22 protein-coding genes are annotated in these 21,352 nt (G+C 62.4%); 11 read left to right on the plus strand and 11 right to left on the minus strand.

The window, feature by feature from the left end; all coding sequences use genetic code 11:
- The 3 genes from EL2594_RS04635 to trxB all read left to right on the plus strand — a co-directional run bounded on the left by EL2594_RS04635 (position 1) and on the right by trxB (position 3,283).
- Entirely contained in the window at positions 1-1,386 is a 1,386-nt protein-coding gene (locus EL2594_RS04635) for an alpha,alpha-trehalose-phosphate synthase (UDP-forming) (protein ID WP_011413866.1), read from the plus strand.
- Positions 1,387-1,424: 38 nt separating this feature from the next.
- The gene (locus EL2594_RS04640) at positions 1,425-2,204 is read left to right on the plus strand and encodes a tyrosine-protein phosphatase (RefSeq protein WP_011413867.1); all 780 of its coding nucleotides are present in this window, start codon (positions 1,425-1,427) and stop codon (positions 2,202-2,204) included.
- 89 nt (positions 2,205-2,293) lie between these two features.
- Positions 2,294-3,283 (plus strand): thioredoxin-disulfide reductase, encoded by a 990-nt coding sequence (trxB, locus tag EL2594_RS04645; RefSeq protein ID WP_011413868.1) that lies wholly within the window; start codon positions 2,294-2,296, stop codon positions 3,281-3,283.
- 96 nt (positions 3,284-3,379) lie between these two features.
- Here trxB and EL2594_RS04650 read toward each other — a convergent pair whose 3' ends face one another.
- Genes EL2594_RS04650 through EL2594_RS04660 form a run of 3 tightly spaced genes read right to left on the minus strand, consistent with a single transcriptional unit; the run spans position 3,380 to position 5,273 of the window.
- Entirely contained in the window at positions 3,380-3,826 is a 447-nt protein-coding gene (locus EL2594_RS04650) for an MAPEG family protein (RefSeq protein WP_011413869.1), read from the minus strand.
- Positions 3,823-4,272 carry an MAPEG family protein gene (locus tag EL2594_RS04655; protein WP_011413870.1) on the minus strand — a complete coding sequence of 150 codons (450 nt, stop codon included), beginning with the start codon at positions 4,270-4,272 and terminating at the stop codon, positions 3,823-3,825. The genes EL2594_RS04650 and EL2594_RS04655 overlap by 4 nt, the downstream gene beginning before the upstream one ends.
- Before the next feature lie 56 nt (positions 4,273-4,328).
- Positions 4,329-5,273: a threonine ammonia-lyase gene (locus EL2594_RS04660; protein ID WP_049762530.1), complete on the minus strand. Its 945-nt coding sequence runs from the start codon at positions 5,271-5,273 to the stop codon at positions 4,329-4,331.
- 62 nt (positions 5,274-5,335) lie between these two features.
- On the opposite strand from EL2594_RS04660, the gene EL2594_RS04665 reads away from it, so the two are divergent.
- From EL2594_RS04665 to EL2594_RS04675, 3 genes are all read left to right on the plus strand, one after another.
- The gene (locus EL2594_RS04665) at positions 5,336-6,547 is read left to right on the plus strand and encodes a saccharopine dehydrogenase family protein (protein WP_011413872.1); all 1,212 of its coding nucleotides are present in this window, start codon (positions 5,336-5,338) and stop codon (positions 6,545-6,547) included.
- A 46-nt stretch (positions 6,548-6,593) separates the two neighbouring features.
- A complete protein-coding gene (locus EL2594_RS04670) occupies positions 6,594-6,986 on the plus strand; it encodes a GxxExxY protein (RefSeq protein WP_011413873.1) in 393 nt (130 codons plus the stop codon).
- A 62-nt stretch (positions 6,987-7,048) separates the two neighbouring features.
- Complete coding sequence (locus EL2594_RS04675) at positions 7,049-8,296, plus strand: carboxynorspermidine decarboxylase (protein ID WP_011413874.1); 1,248 nt, start codon at positions 7,049-7,051, stop codon at positions 8,294-8,296.
- A 9-nt stretch (positions 8,297-8,305) separates the two neighbouring features.
- Here EL2594_RS04675 and EL2594_RS04680 read toward each other — a convergent pair whose 3' ends face one another.
- Positions 8,306-9,274 (minus strand): DUF3137 domain-containing protein, encoded by a 969-nt coding sequence (locus EL2594_RS04680; RefSeq protein ID WP_011413875.1) that lies wholly within the window; start codon positions 9,272-9,274, stop codon positions 8,306-8,308.
- A 75-nt stretch (positions 9,275-9,349) separates the two neighbouring features.
- Between EL2594_RS04680 and EL2594_RS04685 the strand changes: the two genes are divergently transcribed.
- The 3 genes from EL2594_RS04685 to EL2594_RS04695 all read left to right on the plus strand — a co-directional run bounded on the left by EL2594_RS04685 (position 9,350) and on the right by EL2594_RS04695 (position 12,285).
- Positions 9,350-9,904 carry a LemA family protein gene (locus EL2594_RS04685; protein ID WP_011413876.1) on the plus strand — a complete coding sequence of 185 codons (555 nt, stop codon included), beginning with the start codon at positions 9,350-9,352 and terminating at the stop codon, positions 9,902-9,904.
- 171 nt (positions 9,905-10,075) lie between these two features.
- The gene (locus tag EL2594_RS04690) at positions 10,076-11,278 is read left to right on the plus strand and encodes a type III PLP-dependent enzyme (protein WP_011413877.1); all 1,203 of its coding nucleotides are present in this window, start codon (positions 10,076-10,078) and stop codon (positions 11,276-11,278) included.
- On the plus strand, positions 11,278-12,285 hold the full coding sequence (locus tag EL2594_RS04695; protein WP_011413878.1) for an alpha/beta hydrolase family protein: 1,008 nt from the start codon (positions 11,278-11,280) through the stop codon (positions 12,283-12,285). Before EL2594_RS04690 ends, EL2594_RS04695 begins: the two co-directional genes overlap by 1 nt.
- 264 nt (positions 12,286-12,549) lie before the next feature.
- On the opposite strand, the gene EL2594_RS04700 is transcribed toward EL2594_RS04695, so the two are convergent.
- The 3 genes from EL2594_RS04700 to EL2594_RS04710 all read right to left on the minus strand — a co-directional run bounded on the left by EL2594_RS04700 (position 12,550) and on the right by EL2594_RS04710 (position 16,467).
- Entirely contained in the window at positions 12,550-13,227 is a 678-nt protein-coding gene (locus tag EL2594_RS04700) for a LuxR C-terminal-related transcriptional regulator (protein WP_011413879.1), read from the minus strand.
- 47 nt (positions 13,228-13,274) lie between these two features.
- A complete protein-coding gene (locus EL2594_RS04705) occupies positions 13,275-15,488 on the minus strand; it encodes a putative bifunctional diguanylate cyclase/phosphodiesterase (RefSeq protein WP_011413880.1) in 2,214 nt (737 codons plus the stop codon).
- A 109-nt stretch (positions 15,489-15,597) separates the two neighbouring features.
- Positions 15,598-16,467, minus strand: a complete 870-nt coding sequence (locus EL2594_RS04710) for a TauD/TfdA dioxygenase family protein (protein WP_011413881.1) — start codon at positions 16,465-16,467, stop codon at positions 15,598-15,600.
- A 126-nt stretch (positions 16,468-16,593) separates the two neighbouring features.
- On the opposite strand from EL2594_RS04710, the gene EL2594_RS04715 reads away from it, so the two are divergent.
- Positions 16,594-17,460 carry a DUF5694 domain-containing protein gene (locus EL2594_RS04715; RefSeq protein ID WP_011413882.1) on the plus strand — a complete coding sequence of 289 codons (867 nt, stop codon included), beginning with the start codon at positions 16,594-16,596 and terminating at the stop codon, positions 17,458-17,460.
- Here the strand turns inward: EL2594_RS04715 and EL2594_RS04720 are convergent.
- From EL2594_RS04720 to murI, 4 genes are all read right to left on the minus strand, one after another.
- Positions 17,457-18,152, minus strand: coding sequence for a nitroreductase (locus EL2594_RS04720; RefSeq protein WP_011413883.1), 696 nt, complete (start codon positions 18,150-18,152; stop codon positions 17,457-17,459). The two genes, EL2594_RS04715 and EL2594_RS04720, sit on opposite strands and share 4 nt — an antisense overlap.
- Positions 18,153-18,230: 78 nt before the next feature.
- Positions 18,231-18,509, minus strand: a complete 279-nt coding sequence (locus EL2594_RS04725; RefSeq protein WP_011413884.1) for a YdeI/OmpD-associated family protein — start codon at positions 18,507-18,509, stop codon at positions 18,231-18,233.
- Between the two features lie 2 nt (positions 18,510-18,511).
- Entirely contained in the window at positions 18,512-19,732 is a 1,221-nt protein-coding gene (hemA, locus tag EL2594_RS04730; protein ID WP_011413885.1) for a 5-aminolevulinate synthase, read from the minus strand.
- Between the two features lie 68 nt (positions 19,733-19,800).
- Positions 19,801-20,595 (minus strand): glutamate racemase, encoded by a 795-nt coding sequence (murI, locus tag EL2594_RS04735; protein ID WP_041685076.1) that lies wholly within the window; start codon positions 20,593-20,595, stop codon positions 19,801-19,803.
- Between the two features lie 159 nt (positions 20,596-20,754).
- On the opposite strand from murI, the gene plsY reads away from it, so the two are divergent.
- The gene (gene plsY / locus EL2594_RS04740; RefSeq protein WP_011413887.1) at positions 20,755-21,348 is read left to right on the plus strand and encodes a glycerol-3-phosphate 1-O-acyltransferase PlsY; all 594 of its coding nucleotides are present in this window, start codon (positions 20,755-20,757) and stop codon (positions 21,346-21,348) included.
- Positions 21,349-21,352 lie beyond the last annotated feature (4 nt).

Consider the following 21,352-nt stretch of genomic DNA (forward strand, 5'->3'; position numbering starts at 1 on the left):
GTGAGCCGCCTGGTCGTCATTTCCAATCGCGTCGCCGTGCCCAAGGCGCGCGGCGCGGCGGGGGCGCAGGGCGGGCTGGCCGGCGCGCTCAACTCTGCGCTCAAGAAATTCGGCGGCATCTGGTTCGGCTGGTCGGGTCAGGAGAGCGAGGACCGCACCGGCAATATCAACCTGCAGCGCAACGACGGCGTGACGACCGCGACCATCGATCTCTCGACCCGCGATATCGACGAATATTACAACGGCTACGCCAATTCGACGCTGTGGCCGCTGTTTCACTATCGCCTTGATCTCACTGAATATGAACGCGAAACCGGCAAGGGCTACGAACGCGTCAACGAGCGGTTCGCGGAATGCGTAACCCCGCTGATCGAGGAAGACGACCTCGTCTGGGTGCACGACTACCACCTTCTGCCGCTGGGCGAACGGCTGCGCTCGCGCGGCCTCAAGAACCGCATCGGCTTCTTCCTCCACATCCCCTGGCCACCGACGCGGCTGTTCGTCTCGCTGCCGTTCCATGACCGCTTGGTGAAGACCATGCTGGATTACGATGTGATCGGTTTCCAGACGCAGGAATGGCTGGAAAGCTTCCTGCATTATTGCTCCAAGGAGCTGGGCGCGGAGGTGGACGAGGAGACGGGCCGGATTTCCTACGAGGGCCGCACCGTGCTCGCCAAGGCCTATCCGATCGGTATCGACTGGGATCATTTCCAGGCGCAGGGCGAAACCGGTGAAGCGCGGCAGGCGCAGCAGCGCCTGATGTCATCCGTACGCCACCGCACCGCGATGATCGGGGTCGACCGGCTCGATTATTCCAAGGGACTGCCGGAGCGTATCGACGGCATCGGGCGCTTCTTCGACCAGCATCCGGATCGTGTACGTGACCTCGTCTTTATCCAGATTGCGCCGCCGAGCCGCGAGGATGTCGAGAGCTACCAGCAGATCCGCACCGTGCTCGAGCAGAAGAGCGGCCAGATCAATGGCGCGCGCTCCGAAGTCGATGTCGTACCGATCCGTTATGTCAACCGCGGCTACAGCCATGCCGAGCTGTATGGCTTCTTCCGCGCCAGCAAGATCGGGCTTGTCACGCCCCTTCGTGACGGAATGAACCTGGTGGCGAAAGAATATCTCGCCGCGCAGGACCCGGAAGACCCCGGCGTGCTGATCCTCTCGCGCTTTGCCGGCGCGGCGGCGCAGTTGCCCGATGCGGTACTGGTCAATCCGCATAGCCCCGACGATCTCAGCCATGCGATCAAGAAGGCGCTCGACATGCCGCTCGACGAGCGCAAGCGGCGCTACGAAGGCACGATCGGCACCGTGCGCGACGACAATGTGCAGGACTGGACCGAGGCGTTTACCAACGATCTCGCGTCGGTGCCGATCTAGGGTTGAGCGACCGGATACGCCGTGCCACTGGACTTTGCATGACAGACAACCGCGTGCTGCCGCTGCAACAGGTCCATAATTTCCGCGATTACGGGGGCTATGCCACCGCCGGTGGGGGCAGGGTAAGGACCGGCCTGCTGTTCCGCTCCGGCCATCATTCCGAAGCCTCGGACGGCGATCTCGAGGCCATGCATGGGCTCGGTCTCGCGCATGTGATCGATCTGCGCGGCAATGGAGAGCGGACGAGCCACCCTGTGCGCCTCCCGAGCGGTTTCGCGGGCGAATTGCTCTATTTTGACGGCGAAACGGCCGGGCTTGGCGCGCATCTCGGTGCGCTCGATGGCGCTATGACGGCCGAGGACGCGCACCGGGCGATGGAGAAGCTCTATTCCACGCTTCCGCAGCGGACCAATTTGATCTGGGTTCTCAAACGCTATTTCGAAGCGCTTGCGGAGGGTAAGGGCGCAAGTCTCGTTCACTGCCATGCGGGCAAGGACCGCACCGGCATGGCGGTGGACTTGCTGCACCACGCGCTTGGCGTCCATCCTGACGACGCGATGGAGGATTTTCTGCTCACCAACCATGTCGGCGACCAGGATGCGCGGGTAGCCCAAAGCGCGCCGACAATCCGCGCGCGCTATGGCGATGTCGACGACGAGACGGTGCGCGTGGTGATGGGCGTCGATGCGCGCTATCTACAGGCTTCGCGCAAGGCGGTGACCGAATCGCACGGTTCGGTCGACGGTTTTCTTGAAGATGTGCTTGGCGTCGACGAAGAAAGGCGCGCCGCGCTGCGCTTGCATCTGGTGGAAAGCTAACCAGATCGGCTGGACCGGCGCAGGAGCAGCCCGCAGAGAGGGCTTTCGGCTCGCGGCAAGAGACCGCGCCCCAGACAGGACACGAGAAAATGACTACCCATCGCACCAAGATGCTCATCATCGGTTCCGGCCCGGCCGGTTATTCCGCCGCGATCTATGGCGCGCGCGCGATGATGGAACCGATCGTGGTGCAGGGTATCCAGCCCGGCGGCCAGCTGACCATCACTACCGATGTCGAGAACTATCCCGGCTTCGAAGAGGTGATCCAGGGGCCGTGGCTGATGGAGCAGATGCAGAAGCAGGCCGAGCATGTCGGCACGCGCATGATGTGGGATACCATCGTCGACGTCGATATCGAGAACGGCTCGCCCTTCCGCGCCGTCGGCGACAGCGGCGATGAATATATCGGCGACGTGCTGATCATCGCCACCGGCGCGCAGGCCAAGTGGCTCGGCGTGCCCGGCGAGCAGGAACTCGGCGGCAAGGGCGTTTCCGCCTGTGCGACCTGCGACGGGTTCTTCTATCGCGGCAAGAAAGTCGCGGTCATCGGCGGTGGCAATACCGCGGTCGAGGAAGCGCTCTATCTTACCAATCATTCCGACGACGTGACGCTGATCCATCGCCGCGACGAGCTGCGCAGCGAGAAAATCCTGCAGGAGCGGCTGTTCAAGTCGGACAAGATCTCGACCCTGTGGAACAAAACCGTCGAGAGCTTCGAGGCGGGTGAAGACGGCATGCTGAGCCATCTCGTGCTCAAGGACACGCAGACCGGCGAATTGTCCAACCTCGAAGTCGACGGAGCCTTCGTCGCGATCGGCCACGCGCCTGCGACCGAATTGTTCAAAGGCAAGCTGCCGATGGACGAAACCGGCTATTTGCTGGTCGAGCCGGGCACGCCCAAGACCGCGATTCCGGGCGTATTTGCCGCCGGCGACGTGATGGATCACATCTATCGCCAGGCGGTCACCGCTGCGGGTGTGGGCTGCATGGCCGCGCTCGATGCAGAACGCTTCCTCGCAAACCTGGAAATCGACATCGACGGCCATGTCCACGCGCCTCAAACCGAGGCGGCGGAGTGAACTTCGGGCGAGCCCCAGCGTAGGCTGGGGCCTCCATCAGCCTGGCATCGCGCCAGTGGTATGAGGTCCCAGCCTCCGCTGGGACTCCCGCGTTTCTTACAAATGGATATCGAACACCGTCACGCTCGCGTGGAAGATCAACGCGATCAGCACCAGGCTCGAGAGCGCGAACAGGACGAAGCGAACCAGTACGGCATTGGCCGTGACCTGTACCAGCGAGTGGATCACTCGCAGGCCCATGTAGATCCAGCCCAGCAGCGCATTGACCCCGTCGCCCTGGCCGGTGATCGCCAGTACGATAGCGACCGCGTAGAACACCGTCGGCTGCTCGTGCAGGTGATTGTAATTGTCAGCCTTCCAATTGACTTTATCCGGCAGCTTTGCCCGCAGGGATGCCCCCGTAAGGCCGACCAGCTGCGATGGCGCGGGAATATCGGGCGCCTTGCTCATCGCCGGGATGCGGGTGGCATACATCCAAGCCCACATCACCATGGTCCAGATTGCCAGCGCGACCACCGACTGGAGGACATTCATTCCGATCATGCGAGAACTCCGGGATCGTGGAAGAGGGTCGCCATCGCGGCGCGGATGGCGAGTATCGTGAGCGCGATAGTCGCCAGCAGGAAGATCAAGAAGCGGACCTTCACCACATTGACCGTTGCTTGATAGACCGAATGCACGATCCGCAGCGCCACGTAGATCCACGCTGCCAGCACATCCATCGCACCAGCGCCCATGATCGCGAGTATGACGACGGTCGGGTAGAAGATCGTCGGCTGTTCCATCAGGTGCGCGTAATTGTGCGCTTTCCAATTGATCTTGTCCGGGATCACGCCCTCCAGATCCTGTCCGCGCCCACCGGGCTTCGCGTCGCCCAGACCGCTGCCGGACTTCGAGATCGCGGGCAGCCGGGTGCCGGCCATCCAGAACAGCATGATGATCGACCACAGCACCAGCACGGCGGCCGGTGCGAGCATTTGCGCTTGCATGGGTTCCCCTTCCCTTATGGAACGGCTTTGGTGGCGGGGGCGCCGGGGATTGTCAATCAGGCGGCAATGGTTGCCGCGAAGCTGGCGGCGTCGGTGTTGCCACCGGTGATCATCAGAACCGTGTGCGCGTCGAGCGACACCTTGCCTGCAATCGCCGCGGCCAGCGCTGCGGCACCGCCGGGTTCCACGACGAGGCGCAGGTGCGAAAACGCAAAGCGCTGCGCCGCGCGGACTTCATCGTCGCTGACGGTGACGCCGGGCTCCGAGCGTCCTTGCAAGACAGCGAGGTTGACCGGCTTGGTCGTCGTGGGCTGCAGCGCATCGCAGATGGTCGCAGGTGCATCGTCGCCAACGGCCACGATCTCGCCCGCTTTCAATGCTTGCCCGACCATGTCCCAGCCATCCGGCTCGACCGGCACGATCGCGCTGTCCGGGCAGGCGAGGGCGAGCCCAGCGGCCAAGCCTCCGCCGCCGCAACAAGCGACGATGCGCGAGGGCTGGCGACCCAGCTGTTCAGTAATCTCGATCCCTGCGCTGCCTTGTCCCTCGATGACCCACGGATCGCCAAAGGCGTGAACCAGCGTGCCGCCGCGTTCCGCAATCAGCGTCGCGGCCACTTCATCGCGATCCTCGCCGGGGCGCTCATAGAGCACCACCTCGGCACCGAGCGCCTTGGTCGCTTCCAGCTTCACCTTCGGCGCATCGCGCGGCATCACGATGGTCGCGGCGATACCCAGCCGCCGTGCGGCCCAGGCCACGCCTCGCGCGTGATTGCCCGAGGACACCGCGACCACGCCGCGCGACCTCTCCTCCTCGCTCATCGCCGAGAGCCGATGCCACGCGCCACGGATCTTGAACGCGCCGACGGGCTGCAGGTTCTCCGCCTTTACCCAGCAATTTGTGCCGTCGATTTCGACCGGCAGCAGCGGGGTCGGCGGCAGGATGTCTGCGATCTTCGCGGCTGCTTCGAGCACGCCGTCGCGGGTGGGTTTTCGGATCATTTTGCCGTGATAGCGCATTCGACTAAGAGCAGCGCAAGATTCGCATTCGAAAGGCCCCCTCCATGTCCACAGTCCTCGTAATCGGTGCCGGCGGCGTCAGCTCGGTCTGCGTCCACAAGATGGCGTTCAATTCCGACATCTTCACGAGCATCCACCTCGCCAGCCGCACCAAAAGCAAATGCGATGCCATCGCTGCCAGCGTGAAGGATCGCGCGGGTGTCGATGTGGCGACCTACGAAATCGACGCCGAAGAAGTCCCGGCCATGGTCAACCTGATCCGCAAGGTGCAGCCGAGCCTCGTGGTCAACCTGGCGCTGCCGTATCAGGACCTGCCGATCATGGATGCATGCCTCGAAGCGGGCGTCGATTACCTCGACACCGCCAATTACGAGCCTAAGGACGAGGCCAAGTTCGAATATAAATGGCAATGGGTTTATCACGACCGTTTCAAGGATGCAGGGCTGATGGCGCTGCTCGGCTCGGGCTTCGATCCCGGCGTGACCAGCGTCTTCACCATGTGGCTGAAGAAGCACAAGCTAAAGACCATCCGCCAGCTCGACATCCTCGACTGCAATGGCGGCGATCACGGCCAGGCCTTTGCCACCAATTTCAATCCGGAAATCAACATCCGCGAAGTGACTGCGCCCGCGCGCCACTGGGAGAACGGCGAATTCGTCGAGACCCCCGCGATGGGCAAGAAGATCACCTTCGACTTCGAAGGCGTGGGCGAGAAGAACGCCTACATGATGTATCACGAGGAGCTGGAAAGCCTCGCCAAGTTCAATCCGGAGCTGGAGCGCGCGCGCTTCTGGATGACTTTCGGCGACGAATACATCAAGCACCTGACCGTGCTGCAGAATGTCGGCATGACTCGGATCGATCCGATCAAGTACAAGGGCCGCGAAATCATCCCGCTGCAATTCCTCGCCGCGGTGTTGCCCAAGCCCGAAACGCTGGGCGAAACGACCAAGGGCAACACCAACATCGGCGTCATCGCGACCGGCGAAGCGCTCGACGGTTCAGGCGAGAAGACCTTCTACATCAATAATATCTGCAGCCACGAAGCCGCCTATGAGGAAACCGGCAACCAGGCCGTCAGCTACACCACCGGCGTCCCGGCAATGATCGGTTCGGCCATGATGGTGACCGGCAAGTGGAAAGGCGACGGTGTCTTCAACATGGAAGAGATGGACCCCGATCCGTTCATGGAGATGCTCAATGAGCATGGCCTGCCGTGGCAGGTGAAGGAGCTGGACGGGCCGGTGGACTTCTAGAGAATTTGGTTCGCGCAGAGAGCGCAGAGGAAAGGAGATCGCAGAGGTGCTGAATTGCAGCGTTGGGATTTCCTCCATCGTTATCGAGGAAGCTATCGGTATTCACAGGGAGCTGGGGCCAGGCTTATTCGAGACCGTTTATGAAACTGTGCTGGCGGGCAGGCTTGAAAAGCGTGGCTTACGGGTGGAACGGCAACTGCCTGTGCCCATTGAGTTTGATGGCCACGCCTTCGGCGCGGCATTCAAGATCGATATTCTGGTCGAGGACGCGTTGATCCTCGAAATCAAGTCGGTCGAACAACTCAGCAAAGCCCATGCGAAGCAATTGCTCACCTACCTGCGCCTCAGCAACCAGCCAGTAGGGCTGCTCCTCAATTTCTCTGCTGCCACAATGCGTGAAGGCATTAGAAGGTTGGTCAACAACTATAAGGCTGAATAATCCCTCCGCGTCCTCCTTTCCTCTGCGCTCTCTGCGTGAACCTAAAAGGCAAAACGTCAAAAATGGAAACCAAAGCCGGCGATCCGGGGGCTTTCGCCCATTTCGACCTGAATCGAGTCGATAGCCCCGCTTTCGTCGTCGATGCGGCAAAGTTGCGCGCCAATCTGCAAATACTCGCTGAAATCCGCGATGTGTCGGAGACCAAGATGCTCAGCGCGCTCAAGGCGTTCAGCATGTTTTCGGTTGCTCCGATCATCGGGGAATATCTCGACGGGGTTTGCACAAGCGGCCTCTTCGAAGCGCGGCTGGCGAGCGAGTTCTACGATGGCGAGATCAGCACCTATTGCGCGGCTTACAAGCCGGAGGATCTGGAAGAGGTCTGCCGCCTGTCCGACCATGTCATCTTCAATTCGCCGCAACAGATCGAGCGGGCGCGGCTGATCCTGGAGCAGGCACAGGTGACTGGCGGTGATTTCTCCGTCGGGCTGCGCATCAATCCGCAAGTGCCGACAGGCGAAGTGCCGCGCTACGACCCCTCCAGCCCGGGCTCGCGGCTCGGCTTCCCGATCGACCAGCTGACGCCGGAGATCATGGAAGGGATCGAAGGCATCCACTTCCACAATCTGTGCGAGCAGGATTTCGAGCCGCTGCATAGAACGTGGGACAAGGTCTTCGACGCAATCGAGCCGTGGTTTGGCCAGCTCAAATGGATCAACATGGGTGGCGGCCACCACATCACCCGCGCCGATTACCAGCGCGAGGAACTGGTCGAACTCCTCAAGGACGCGAAGGAAGACACAGGTGCGGAAATCTATCTCGAACCGGGTGAAGCGGTGGCGCTCGATGCGGGTATCCTCGTCGGGACGATCCTCGACAATGGCGTGAACGAAGTGCCGTTTGCGATCACCGACGTCTCCGCCACCTGCCACATGCCCGACGTGATCGAGGCGCCCTACCGTCCGGCGATGTTGCATGAGAATATTGAAGCGAGTCCCAGCGAAAGCTGGGACCTTTCTCAAACTGGCTCTGAACCGAGGGAGGCTCCAGCCTTCGCTGGAGCTCAAGGAGCAGTGCGCCTCGGCGGTCCATCCTGCCTCGCCGGCGATGTGATTGGGGATTACCACCTGCCGGAGCCCAACGAGCCGGGCCAACGCATCGCCTTTCTCGATCAGGCGCATTATTCGATGGTCAAGACCAACACCTTCAACGGTGTGCCGCTGCCGAGCATCTGGTTGTGGGACAGCGAGACCGACCAGCTCGAGCTCGTGAAGGAGTTCGGCTACGAGGACTTCCGCGACCGCCTGAGCTAGACAGCGGGGCTAACCCGCCCGATCGTCGGCCCAGCCGAGCTGGCGGTTCACCTGCTGGGCGAGCCTTCCCATCGCCGCGAATTGCTCGGCGCAGCGCTCGACCATGAAGCGGTCGCTGGCCGGGTTCATCGTGCCGCTTTCGAACATGTTGCCGCTGCGCACGGCGACGATGATGTCGCCTTCGATGAACAGCGAGCAGATATCCCTGCCGTGGAACGCGCCCTCCATCGCGATCAGGCGCTCGACATAGAGCGGATCGACGAGATAGCGGGCCTCGACCTGGTCGTCGCTCCACACTTCGAAGGTGTCCTCGAAATCGGGATGGACCATGTCGACCGCGTCGAGCCGGTGTCCGTCGAACTTCACGCTATCCTTGCGCCCGCCCCAGCCGAACCAGCTCTTATGCTTGCCCGCGCGCTGCACGAGCGTGGTGCCGTGGAAGCGCTTGCCCGAGCCGATGCGGATGATTGCGCCGCGAAAGACGGTGACCCAGCGCCGGTTCTTGCCCGAGCCGCGCTTCTCCTGCAGGTGCGCTTCGTGCAGCAGGAAGCCGTAGCCGCCGAGTGTGCCGCTCCAGAAATCCTCGACGGAGGACTTCTGGTGCTTTGGCAACAGGCGGAACTGCTTGGCGAGTTCGAATTCGCGGCCCTCGTCGCCATCGTGACTGTAGGACATGCCCAGCGCATCGGCGATGCCTTCGTTGATGCCGATCTTGACCCGCTTTCTGGCGGCCCGAATGGGCGCGGTCGCCCAGCCGTAGATCAACGTGACGAGAAAGCCGCAGGCCCACAACTTGGGCACCAACTCGATCGGGATCGCGATCAGCCCGAACAGCATCAGCGGCCCGGCGATAATTGCCGCTTTCCACCCGCGCGACCATGCCTGCTTGACCGCATCGGCGCGCGCGCCGCGTTGTTGCTCCAGGAATTGACCGAGCGGACCCGCCATCAAGTGATCGATGTCCGGCACGTCCACCATGCTTGTCGCTGCCCCCCTTGACCGCTTGCAGCCCATGGTCTCCTATGCGGGCCAGTCAGACAAGGGGGTGGGGCGATGGAATTGGTGATTGGTATCGTGGTTCTGGCCGTGATCGCGTTGTTCGTGATCGGTATTTACAACCGGCTCGTTGGCCTGCGCCAGAACGTCAAGCAGGGTGTCGCCGATATCGACGCCCAGCTGCGCCAGCGGCACGATCTGATCCCCAATCTCGTCGAGACGGTGAAGGGCTACGCTTCGCACGAATCCGACACGCTTGAGCAGGTGACCGAAGCGCGCAACCGTGCGGCGTCGGGCCAATTGTCGTCCTCCGACGAGGCGCAGTTGAAAGTCGCGCTCGACCGGCTGCTGGCGCTGGCGGAGAACTATCCCGACCTCAAGGCCAATACCAATTTCCAGGAATTGCAGCGCGAGTTGTCGCGCACCGAAGACAAGCTCGCCGCCGCCCGCCGCGCGCTCAACGCAGCGGTTTCGCGCTTCAATACCGCCCGCGAAAGCTTTCCGGCGGTGCTGTTTGCCGGAATGCTCGGCTTTCAGGAGGCGGACTTTCACCGTCTGGACGATAGCGAGCAGGGCGTGGTCGACCAGGTTCCGCAGGTCTCTTTCAACTAGCGGACGGTCGATTTCGGAACACGCGCCAAGGGCGCTCATTGGTAAGGGAAACCGGCACTTTTTCCTTGCGTCAGACCCCTCATAACCCTAGGGCGCGCGTTCCGCTGCCCCAGGGGGTCCTTAACCGCAAGGCAGCCTTGTTCAGAACTTACCTTCTGGGGGTCCCTTGAGTTGCACACCTTTCCCGACGCCAAGTCCGTAATCCGCGCCCTTGCGCCGGACGAGCCTGTCATCCTCAACCGCCCGCACGCCGCCCAGCGCGCCGCCCGCTTCTTCGTCGAGAAGTTTCCGGGCAAGGTGCTCTATGCGGTGAAGGCCAATCCTTCGCCGGATCTGCTCCAGATCCTGCGGGCGAGCGGCGTGACGCATTATGATGTCGCCAGCATCGCCGAAGTGCGGCTGGTGCGCGATGCGCTGCCGGACGCCGTGTTATGCTTCATGCACCCGGTGAAGACCCCGCGCGCGATCGCCGAGGCTTACCACCAGCACGGCGTGCGCACTTTCAGCCTCGATACCGAGGAAGAGCTGGCCAAGATCGTCGAGGCTTGCAGCGACGCGCAGGGCAATCCGGCGAAAGATCTGAAGCTTTGCGTCCGTATCCGCGTCTCGTCCGACTATTCCGAGCTCTCGCTCGCCAGCAAGTTCGGCTGCGACCTGACCGAAGCGCCGGCCCTGCTGCAACTTGCGCGCCAGCATTGCGACTGGCTGGGCGTGTGCTTCCATGTCGGCAGCCAGGCGATGACGCCCTTCGCCTATGTCCAGGCGATCGAGCGTGTGCGCGCAGCCATCGCCGATGCCTCCGTGGTGATCGACATGATCGACGTCGGAGGAGGCTTCCCAAGCGTCTATCCGGGCATGGAGCCGCCGCCGCTGGAAGATTACTTCGCGATCATCCACAAGCATTTCGAAGCGCTGCCCATCGCCTACAATGCCGAGCTGTGGTGCGAGCCGGGCAGGGCGCTGTGTGCGGAATATTCCTCGCTGACCGTGCGCGTCGACAAACGCCGTGGTGAGGAACTGTACATCAATGACGGCGCGTATGGCGCGCTCTATGATGCCGCGCATGTCGGATGGAAATTCCCCGTCCGCGCGCTTGAGGACGACCTCATCAAGCCGGACATGCCCTTCGCCTTCTACGGCCCGACCTGCGACGATGCCGACTACATGGAAGGGCCGTTCAACCTGCCCGAAGACATCCAGGCCGGTGATTATATCGAAGTGGGCATGCTCGGCGCTTACGGAGCGGCGATGAAGACCGGCTTCAACGGCTTCGGCAATGCCGAGCAGATCGTGGTGGAGGACGAACCTATGGCCAGCCTGTACCGCGGCGATCGCGAACTGCCGGTCAGCGACAACGTAGTGAGCCTGCGCTGATGCGCTTCCCGGCATTGTCGCTGGCGACTTCTTTCCTGTTCACGATCATCTCGCCAGCCGCAGCGGCCGCGGCACCGGTCATCTCCACGGACCATACAGTCGCAGCGGTCGATGAGCGGGTAATCCACTTCTACGTCGACCGCCCCGATGTCGATGGCAAGGTGCCCCTTTTGGTGGTCATCGACGGTTCCGGTTGTCTGGGACAGCGTCGTCCCAGCTCATGGGGCGACTACGCTCCGACCGCAGGCGATCCCGTTCCCTTTGCCCGGCTGATGATCGAAAAGCCCGGGGTCGCAGCCGATGCCGCCGATCCCCAAGCGCAATGTTCGCAAGCCTTTCACGACTACTACACGATACAGAACCGTGTGCTCGACCATCTGAGGGTATTGCAGCATCTGCAAGCGAAGGCCCCGTGGTGGGACGGACGCATTCTCCTCTGGGGCTGGTCCGACGGCGGCGATATCGGTGCGCAGATGCTGGTGTATCGACCGGATATCGAAAGGGCGGTGCTCGGCGCGATGGGCGGCGGTTTGACCATGGCCGAACATTTCGAGCGCTTCTGGGCGTGTCCACCGGAGATGGCGGATAAACGCGCCGAATGTCTGGCCGATCTGCGGGCGGATTTTGCGGGGATATTGGCCAATCCGAGCGGTAGCCTGGTCTGGAATGGAGAAAGCCACGCGACGTGGGCCTCCCGCCTGCGCTCGCGACTGAGTTCGCCGCTTGCGGACAACAGAGTGCCGCTTCTCATCGTGCATGGCGAACGCGACCACGAGAACACGCCGATCGAAAGCGCGCGGGCCTTGGTTGGGGACCTTGAGGCTAGCGGGAATACTACCTTCGAGTATTGGGAAATTGCGGGCATGGGCCATGGTTGGGACGCGCTGCCGCCGCTCCGACAACGGGCGCTGCGCGACGCTATGCTCGAATGGCTGTTCGCCGGTGCGATCGAGCCGGGCGCAAAGCAATTTGTAGTGAACGGCAGGGACGCTGCTCCAACCGAATGAAAAGACCGCCGCAGACGGGGATCTGTCGCGGCGGTCCTGTTCTGCGACCCTCTAGGGCCCGATGCGCGGTAGAGGCGGCTCGGTTCGCGCATCGTATTAGTGACCGGGCCAGTCAGAAGACGCTTCGGGAGGGACAGGAGGAAACTCTACCGGCCCGACCCAGTCACAATCCGGGCCTAGGCCTGTCTTTGCGAGAAGAAAATATGGACCTTGGCCCATGATGGACACAATACCGTAGCGTCAGGGCCGTAGCGTCAGGACCGCTCAGATTCCGGCTTCGACGGCAATGCGCACCAGATCGGCGCTGGTCTTCAGGTTGAGCTTTTCCATCACCAGCCCGCGGTGCATCTTGACGGTTTTCTCCGACAGGCCGAGCCGGGCCGCCACTTCCTTGTTGCGCAAGCCCGATGCCACCAGCGTCGTAACCTCGAGCTGGCGCGGCGACAGCGTCTTGAGCATTTCCGCGGCGCGTTCGCGGCGCGCCATGCCCATGTTGGGCTGGTCGTCGTCGACTTCGACCTGGCTGCCGAGGAAATAGAGAAGCTCGTCGTCGTCATCGTAGATCGGTGCAACGAGCACGGCATTGCGGAACGGCGTGCCGTCCTTCTTGTAGTTCAGGATCTCGACCAGCACCGGCTTGTGCTCGCGCACGCCTTGGCGGATCTTGTCGGTCAGCCACGGCTCGGTGCCGGAACCTGCCAGGAATCGGCAATTGCGGCCGACGCATTCTTCTTCGGAATAGCCGGTCAGGTCGGTGAAGGCCTGGTTGATGGCGATCAGCGGATTGTCGGCGAGACGCGGATCGGACACGACCGATGCGATCGGGCTGGCCTCGATCAGGTCGAGGACCCACTGCGCCGGCGGTTGCACCTCAACGCGTGTGTCGTCTGCCCCGGGTGCCCCACTTCCATCGATCGGCCGATCTTGTCCCATATCCAACATATTGCTGCAACGCACAGCAATTGCAATGGTGCCGCGAGGGCTGTGAACTACCTGTTGCCGACGATTACTTCGAGAAATTGCGGTTTGCCTTTCGGGACGCCGTGCAACTGTTCCATCGGGTAGGATCCATCGGGCAGTGCGGTCAGCGGCATGCCGGCAGCAGCCAGCGCATAGGGCGACACGCGGTGTCGCGTGACGAGGCCGCCGGCGCCGTCGCTGACCAGCGGGGTTTCGAATTCAACACCGATCATCGCTTCCTTGCTGCGGGTGACTTCGCACACGACCAGCTGTCCGGCCCCGAGGTCCAGCACCAACGCAGTCCCCTTTGGTACGCCGACAAGTCCTTCGATCCGTGCCCCGGTGGTGGAGAGATCGCGCATGACGGCGCGGTAATGATGGTCGCCGTGGATGATCCCGATCCTGCGGAAAACGCTGCGACGCTCGCGGCGGTGCATGTCGGGCCCGTCGGGCTCGATCTTGAACTCGCCGGAAGCCATCATCTGCAGGATCGTTTCCTGCGCCATGGCCCGAGCATAGAGCCAGCCCTGGATCAGCTTGGCACCCTTGGAGCGCACAATCTCGAGCTGGTCGAACGCTTCCACGCCTTCGACGGTCGTTTCCATGCCGAGCGCGTTGGAGAGGCCCACGATGGCGGCGATAATCTTGGCGCTGTTCTTTTCCTGCTCGGTACAGGAATCGACGAAACTGCGATCGACCTTGATCTTGTCGAACGGAGCGGAGCGCAGGTAGCTGAGCGAGGAGTAGCCGGTGCCGAAATCGTCGAGCGCCAGCCTGACGCCGAGGCTCTTGAGCATCTTGAAAGTCTCTTCCGTCGCGTCGGTATCGCCCAAAAAGACGCTTTCGGTCAGCTCCAGCTCGAGCCGGTCGGCGTCGATCCCGGTATGTGCAAGCACGTTGGCGACGGTTTCGGGGAAACTCTTGCTGGCGAACTGCACGGCCGAAACATTGACCGCAACGCGCACCGATTTCGGCCACTGGAGCGCATCCTCGCAGGCCTGGCGCAGCGCCCATTCGCCCATCTGGATGATCAGGTCCGATTCTTCCGCGACCGGAATGAAAACGTCCGGGCTGACGGACCCGCGTTCTTCGTGGTGCCAGCGCATCAGCGCTTCGAGACAGACCACCTGGTTGTCGTCCGCGCGCACGACCGGCTGGTAATTGAGCTGGAGCTCGCCGGCCGCGAGAGCCTGCCTAAGGTCGTCGAGCAACGCCTGCCGTTCCTGCTCTTCGTCCTTCAGATCGGCGTGGTAGAAACGGAACTGGCCGCGCCCGCCGTTCTTGGCGGCGTAGAGCGCGAGGTCCGAACCCTTGACCAGTTCTTCCTTCTCGACCCCGTCATAGGGCGCGATGGCGATGCCGACAGAGGTGCCGATGATGGCGCGCTTGTCGTCTTCGACGGGGTAGGGCTGGGAGACGATCTTGATGATCTTCTCGGCAATTTCCCCGAGCGTGCCGCGATCGTCGATATCGGGGAGGATGACCTGGAATTCGTCACCGCCGAGCCGCCCGATCTCGCCGCGATCGCCGATGATGGCGCGCAGCCGTTCGGAGGCCTGCACCAGCACGGCATCGCCGGCCGGGTGGCCCATCGTGTCGTTGACCTGCTTGAACTTGTCGAGGTCCAGCATCATCAGCGCGCAGGACCGCTTGGCGGTCTTGTAGGCAGCGAGGATATTCTCCAGCCGCTTGTTCATGTAGTGGCGGTTGGCGAGACCGGTCAGCGAGTCGTATTCGGCAAGCTTGGTGTCGACCAGCTTGCGCTCGTATTCGACCGTGATGTCTTTCGCATTGCCGCGATAGCCACAGAAATTGCCGGAGCCATCGAATTTGGGATGCGCGGTCAATGACCACCACGTCTGTTTCACGTCGCTGGCGGACTTTCGCAGCGCGAAACGGACAGTGAGGTCCTTGAGCTTGTTATGCGCCTTGAGCTGGAAATTGAGCGGGCGCGAAGTGCCGCCGTCGGGATCGTCGGGATCGGTCTCGAACAGCTCGACGAGCGGCGTCCCCAGCAATTCTTCCGGGCCGCGATCCAGATGCTGGCAGGCACCCTCGGTAAGGTAGATCAGCCGCCCGTCGGCATCGCTGGCCCAGATCCATCCGATGCCGGATTGCTCGATATCTTCGAGGACCTGCAAGCGACGCCTGGTGTCGCCGGGCCCGATGACGCCAGCGTCGTTCGCAGCCGAGCTTGCGTCTGAACCCGACGAGCGGCCCTGGAACAAACTGCGGACTGACATATTTCCTCGCCTTCACGGACAGCAACTGTCTCTGGAGAAGGTAGTATTACGTGAAAAATGGTTACCATCGGGCTAAGAAACGGCCCGTATCACAGGGGGGGACGGGCTATCAGTCCCGGCGAAAAAACGGCTTGTCGCCGGCAATCGTTACCCGCTCCATTACCCTTTTCGCCGGGAAATAATCGCTGACCGCCAGGTGCTGGCACACGCGGTTGTCCCAGAAGGCGATCGACCCGGCCTTCCAGCGGAAACGGCATTGGATCTCGACGTCCCACGCGGTCTTGTAGAGGTGGTCGAGCAGCCAGCGGCTCTCATCGGGCGACAGCCCCTCGATATGGCTGGTGAAACCGTTGTTGACGTACACCACGCGCTCGCCGGTTTCCGGGTGCGTGCGGATGACCGGATGGCGCATCGGCGGGTACTTCTCGTGCAATTCTTCCGGCGTCTTGCCGAGGCGTTTGGCGAAGACGCGGCTGATATCGTGCACTGCCGTCAGTCCCTCGCAGAATTCGCGCATCTTCGGGCTGAGCCGCTCAAAGGCGAGGTGCATGTTGGCAAACAGCGTATCGCCGCCAACCTCGGGCACTTCGCGCGCCAGCAGGATCGATCCGAGCGAGGGCTTCTCGCGCCAGGTCACGTCGGAATGCCAGTTGTTCTCCTGCCCCCGGCTCTTGGGTCCGTGGGCGATGCGCAGCACCTCGGGGTTGGGCTGGTCCCTCGGCGTCGCCGGATGCACTTCGAGCTTGCCGAAATGGCGCGCGAAAGCGATGTGCTGGTCTTGCGTCAGGTCCTGGTCGCGGAAGAAGATCACGCCGAATTTGAGCAGGGCCGCGCGGATTGCCGGGATGCTGTCACCGACGTCGCCCGCGCCGAGGTCGATATCATGAATTTCCGCGCCGATGGCGGGTGTAAGCGGCCGGATGTCGAGCTTGCCGGTGTCCAGCGTTTCGCGATCGATGACGTCAGCACTCGAAGCCATGGCATTTTCTCCCTGTCGCCAGCATGCCGCCGGGCGGTCATGTGGTCAATCTGCAGAAGGGGGAAACGTCTGGTTGCGCGAGAATGCTTCGAGTGTATTGTGTAACTAATACAACGGAGAGTTTCCATGAAATTTCTGTCGCTTGTCGCCGCGTTGGCTTTGGCATTGGGCACTAATGCTGCCGCGCAGGAACCCGAAGACTCCGCCAACCCTGCGCCGGTCGAAGTGATGATCGTGGGCAGCTATCACTTCGCCAATCCGGGGCAGGACGTCGTCAACATGGAAGTGGACGACGTGCTTTCGCCCCAGCGTCAGCGAGAAATCGCGATCCTGTCCGAAACACTGGCGCAGTGGAAGCCGACCAAGATCATGGTCGAAAGCGTCGCCGAGGCGTCCAGCTTCGAACTCGCTAATTTCGCCGAAGTCGACGAGCTTCTCGCGACGCGGCGGAACGAAAGCATCCAGATCGGCTATCGCATTGCCGACATGCTCGATCACAGGGCGGTCTACGGCATCGACGAGCGCGCCGATGCGGATGAGCCGAATTATTTCCCGATGGGCGAAGTGCAAGCGGTCGCCGCCGACACGGACCAGTCCGATATCGTCGCCGGACTGTTTGCAGTCGTCGAGAAGCGCGTAAGCGAAGAGCAGGCGAAACTGGCGGAGCAATCGATCGCGCAATCGCTGATCTGGCACAATGACCCGGACGTGGTCGATGCGGGACACGACGAAATCTATTACGGTCTCATTCCGATCGGCGACGGAGATCGCCAACCGGGCGCCGAGCTCAATGCCTACTGGTACATGCGCAATGCCAAGATGTTCGGCAAGCTCGACATGGTCGCCGAGCCGGGTGACCGTGTCCTGCTGATTGTCGGTAGTGGCCACGCGACCTGGCTGCGTCATTTCGCGAACCATGTGCCGGGTTACCGGATCGCGCCGTCGCTACCCTATATTCGCGCCGCCGCCATCGCTTCGAAGGCGGTCGACTAACTCTCGAAGCCCACGAAACGCGCCGCTTCCGAAACCTCGCGGCGGGTGATCTTGACCGGATTGGCCGGGAAGTCCGGATCGGGCCAGCCCATCGCGACCGCTTTCATGATGACCTGATCGTCGGGGATGGCGGCATGCTCGCGCACGACCGGCGACTGCATGATGCCCTGCGAATTGATGACGCAGCCAAGGCCCCGGCTCCATGCCGCATTGACCAGCGCGGTGGTGACCGCGCCGCAATCGAAGGCGGTGTCGTCGCTGTCGGACAACTCCTTGTCATAAGTCACGATCACGCAGACCGGCGCATCGAATTGGCGGAAACCGCGCAGCACCCAGTCCTGGCGCTTTTCCTTGTCGTCGCGCTCGATGCCCATGGCTTCGAACAGCTGCACCGCACAGCCGACCTGCCGGTCGCGATGTTTGCCGGCAAAGGGCTGTCCGCGCCGGAACTCGCGGCTGTCGGGCACACCGGCGAGGATATTCTCGGTATTGCCCTTGCGTATCCGGTCGAGCGGTTCGCCGGTGATGACATGGAAGTGATAGGGCTGCGTGTTCATGGAGGAGGGCGATCGCATCGCCATCGCCAGCACTTCCTCGATCAGGTCCCGCGGCACCGGCTTGTCCAGATACCCGCGGATCGAGCGCCGTCCGAGAACGACTTCGTCATATCTCTGGTCAGGGTTGCCGTACACGCTTGTCTCTCCCGAATCTGTGTGCGGCAGAGCTAGCGCAGCGGAAGGGCAGGTCCAAGGACGCTACGGCAGCGGTCGCTAGGCGTCGACGAACTTCCGCGCCGATTGCCGACGATGCGGGCAGCCGGGCCAGCAACATGGACGTTTCTTGCCATCGAGCACTTCCTCGACCAGGCGTTGGCGTCGTTTCTCGCGGGTGGCTTCCTGTTTGGCGGAAATGGTCCAGCAGATAAATTCGTTTCGGCCGAGTTCGGTCAACGCGTCCCAGCGCGATTTGAGCTCGCCATCGGCAGCGAGCAGCTTTTCGATTTCAGGGGGCATTTCGTGCCGAAAATCGGGATCGGCCGCCTGCGCCACGGCTAAGCGGCCTTGCGCAGGTCCAGCTCCAGCCTGTCCCATATCTCGACCAGTGCGCCGGTCAGCTCGTTCATCATCGCTTCGGTGTGCATCGGGCCGGGCGTGAAGCGCAGGCGCTCGGTGCCGCGCGGGACGGTCGGGAAATTGATCGGCTGCACATAGACGCCGTATTCGGCGAGCAGGATGTCGCTGATCTTCTTGGCGCGGACAGGATCGCCGACCATCAGCGGAACGATATGAGTGGTGCTGTCCATCACCGGCAGGCCGGCTGCGCGGAATTTACCCTTGAGCAAATCCGCATTGGCCTGCTGCGCGTCGCGCTCTTCGCTCGACTGCTTGAGGTGCTTCACGCTGGCGAGCACACCTGCCACCAGGGCAGGGCTGAGCGAGGTCGTGAAGATGAAGCCGGGGGCGTAAGAGCGGATGCAGTCGACGATCTTCTTGTCGGCCGCGATATAGCCGCCCATCACGCCGAAGGCCTTGCCCATCGTGCCTTCGATAATGTCGATCCGGTGCGCGGCCTCGTCGCGCTCGGAAATGCCACCGCCGTGTTCGCCATACATGCCGACGGCGTGGACTTCGTCGACATAGGTGAGCGCGTTGTACTTCTCGGCCAGGTCGCAGATCGCGTGGATCGGGGCAACGTCGCCATCCATCGAATAGACGCTTTCGAAAGCGATGACCTTGGGCGCGGCCTCGTCTTCGGCCGCCAGCAATTGCTCGAGATGGTCGAGATCGTTGTGGCGGAAAACGCGCTTCTCGCAGCCCGAATTGCGGATGCCCGCGATCATGCTGGCGTGGTTCAGTTCGTCCGAGAAAATCACGCAGCCCGGCAGCAGCTTGGCGAGGGTGCTGAGGGTCGCGTCGTTGGAGACATAGCCGCTGGTAAACAGCAGCGCGGCTTGCTTGCCGTGAAGGTCGGCCAGTTCGCCTTCAAGCTCGACATGGTAATGCGTGTTGCCGCCGATATTGCGCGTGCCGCCCGAACCCGCGCCGACATCGTGCAGCGCCTCTTCCATCGCTTCGATCACCTTGGGGTGCTGCCCCATGGCAAGGTAATCGTTCGAGCACCACACGGTGATCGGCTTGGGCCCGTTGTGGCCGTGGAAGCACCGCGCGTTGGGGTAAGCACCCTTGTTGCGCAGGATGTCGATGAACACCCGGTAGCGGCCCTCGGCATGAAGCCGATCGATCGCCTGGTCGAAGATCTGGTCGTAATTCATGAGCTCGATGAGGGCCGATAATGCCAAAAGCCGCCGCTATCCAGCGCGATCTTTGCGAATGATTCGCATCAGAATGCCTCGATCGAGTCGAGACCGTATTGCGACAGACAATGTGCGAGGTCCGCTGCATCCTTCGCGCTGCCGGTCGTGATGAAACGATCCGGAGTGGTACGCGCGAACTGCTGGCCGTGGGTGACGGCGGCGATGCGGCGGGCGATACCTTCGGCACCATGCACCATTCGCACCTGCGGGCCGAAAACTTGCAACAACTCTTCTTCGAGCAGCGGAAAATGGGTGCAGGCGAGGACGAGCGTGTCGATCCTGTCGGCGTTCTCCGCTTCCAGCAGAGCGCGTACCTCCGCGCGCAGGCTATTCGTCCCCACTGTCTCGCCGCGCAGCTTGGCCTCGGCCAGGTCCACGAGGCCCGAAGCGGCGAAGCGGATCAGCACCGTGTCGCTGGCGAATTCCGCTTCGAGCCGGTCGACATAGGGCTGGCGCACGGTCGCAGCCGTGCCGAGCAGGCCGATTACGCCGGTCTCGGTCATTGCGGCAGCCGGCTTGATGGCGGGCACCGTGCCGATGATCGGTACTTCGAGAACTTCCCTCACCATGCCGAGCGCAATGGTGCTGGCGGTATTACAGGCAATACAGATGGCGCGCGGTTGATAGCGTTCGCTCATCCGGCCCAGCAGGCCGCAGACCCGCGCGGCAACTTCCGCCTCGGTCTTGGTGCCATAGGGCAGGCCGGCATAGTCGGCGGCATAGATCACCGGCGCATTGGGCAGCACCTTGCGCAGTTCGGCCAGCACCGTCAGCCCGCCGACACCGGTGTCGAACAACAGGATGGGAGATGACGCGTCCAAAATAGAGATTTCCGTTCGCCCTGAGCTTGTCGAAGGGCCGTACTTACTTTTAGAGCAAGGTCAAAGACGAAGGGCAGGGCTTCGGAGTCGCAGACGGCGCGACGCGCCACCAGCTCAGCCCGAACGGATAGAGATATATTTCTCTGGGAGGCCCGTTTCATGGACTACAATCTCGACCCGTCGATCGCTGCGCTGATCGGATATGCCTTCGGGTCGATCCCGTTCGGCCTGTTGCTGACGCGGATGGCCGGGATGGGCGACGTACGCTCCATCGGCAGCGGCAATATCGGTGCGACCAACGTCCTGCGCACGGGCAACAAGGGGCTGGCCGCGCTGACCTTGGTGCTCGACCTGGTCAAAGGCTTCGTACCGGTCTGGATCGCCTGGCGCTATTTCCAGAACGACATCGGCTGGGCCGCGCTGGGCGCGGTCGTGGGCCATTGCTTTCCAATCTGGCTGGGCTTCAAGGGCGGGAAGGGCGTCGCGACCAACGCCGGGGTCTGTTTCGGGCTCGGCTGGGGCATCGGCCTCGCCTACGCTTTCGTCTGGCTGGTGATGCTGGCGATCACGCGGATCAGTTCGGTCGCCGGCATGAGCGCGGTGGTCGCCGCCGCGGGGGCAGCGTGGTATTTCGGGAGACCGACATTCGTGCCGCCGCTGGTGATCATTGCGGTCATCATCATCTGGCTGCACCGCGCCAATATCCGCCGCCTGCTGCGCGGAGAGGAACCCAGGGTGGGGAACAAACCGTAGCGCT

This window comes from Erythrobacter litoralis HTCC2594, from assembly GCF_000013005.1.
Lineage (GTDB): Bacteria > Pseudomonadota > Alphaproteobacteria > Sphingomonadales > Sphingomonadaceae > Parerythrobacter > Parerythrobacter litoralis_A.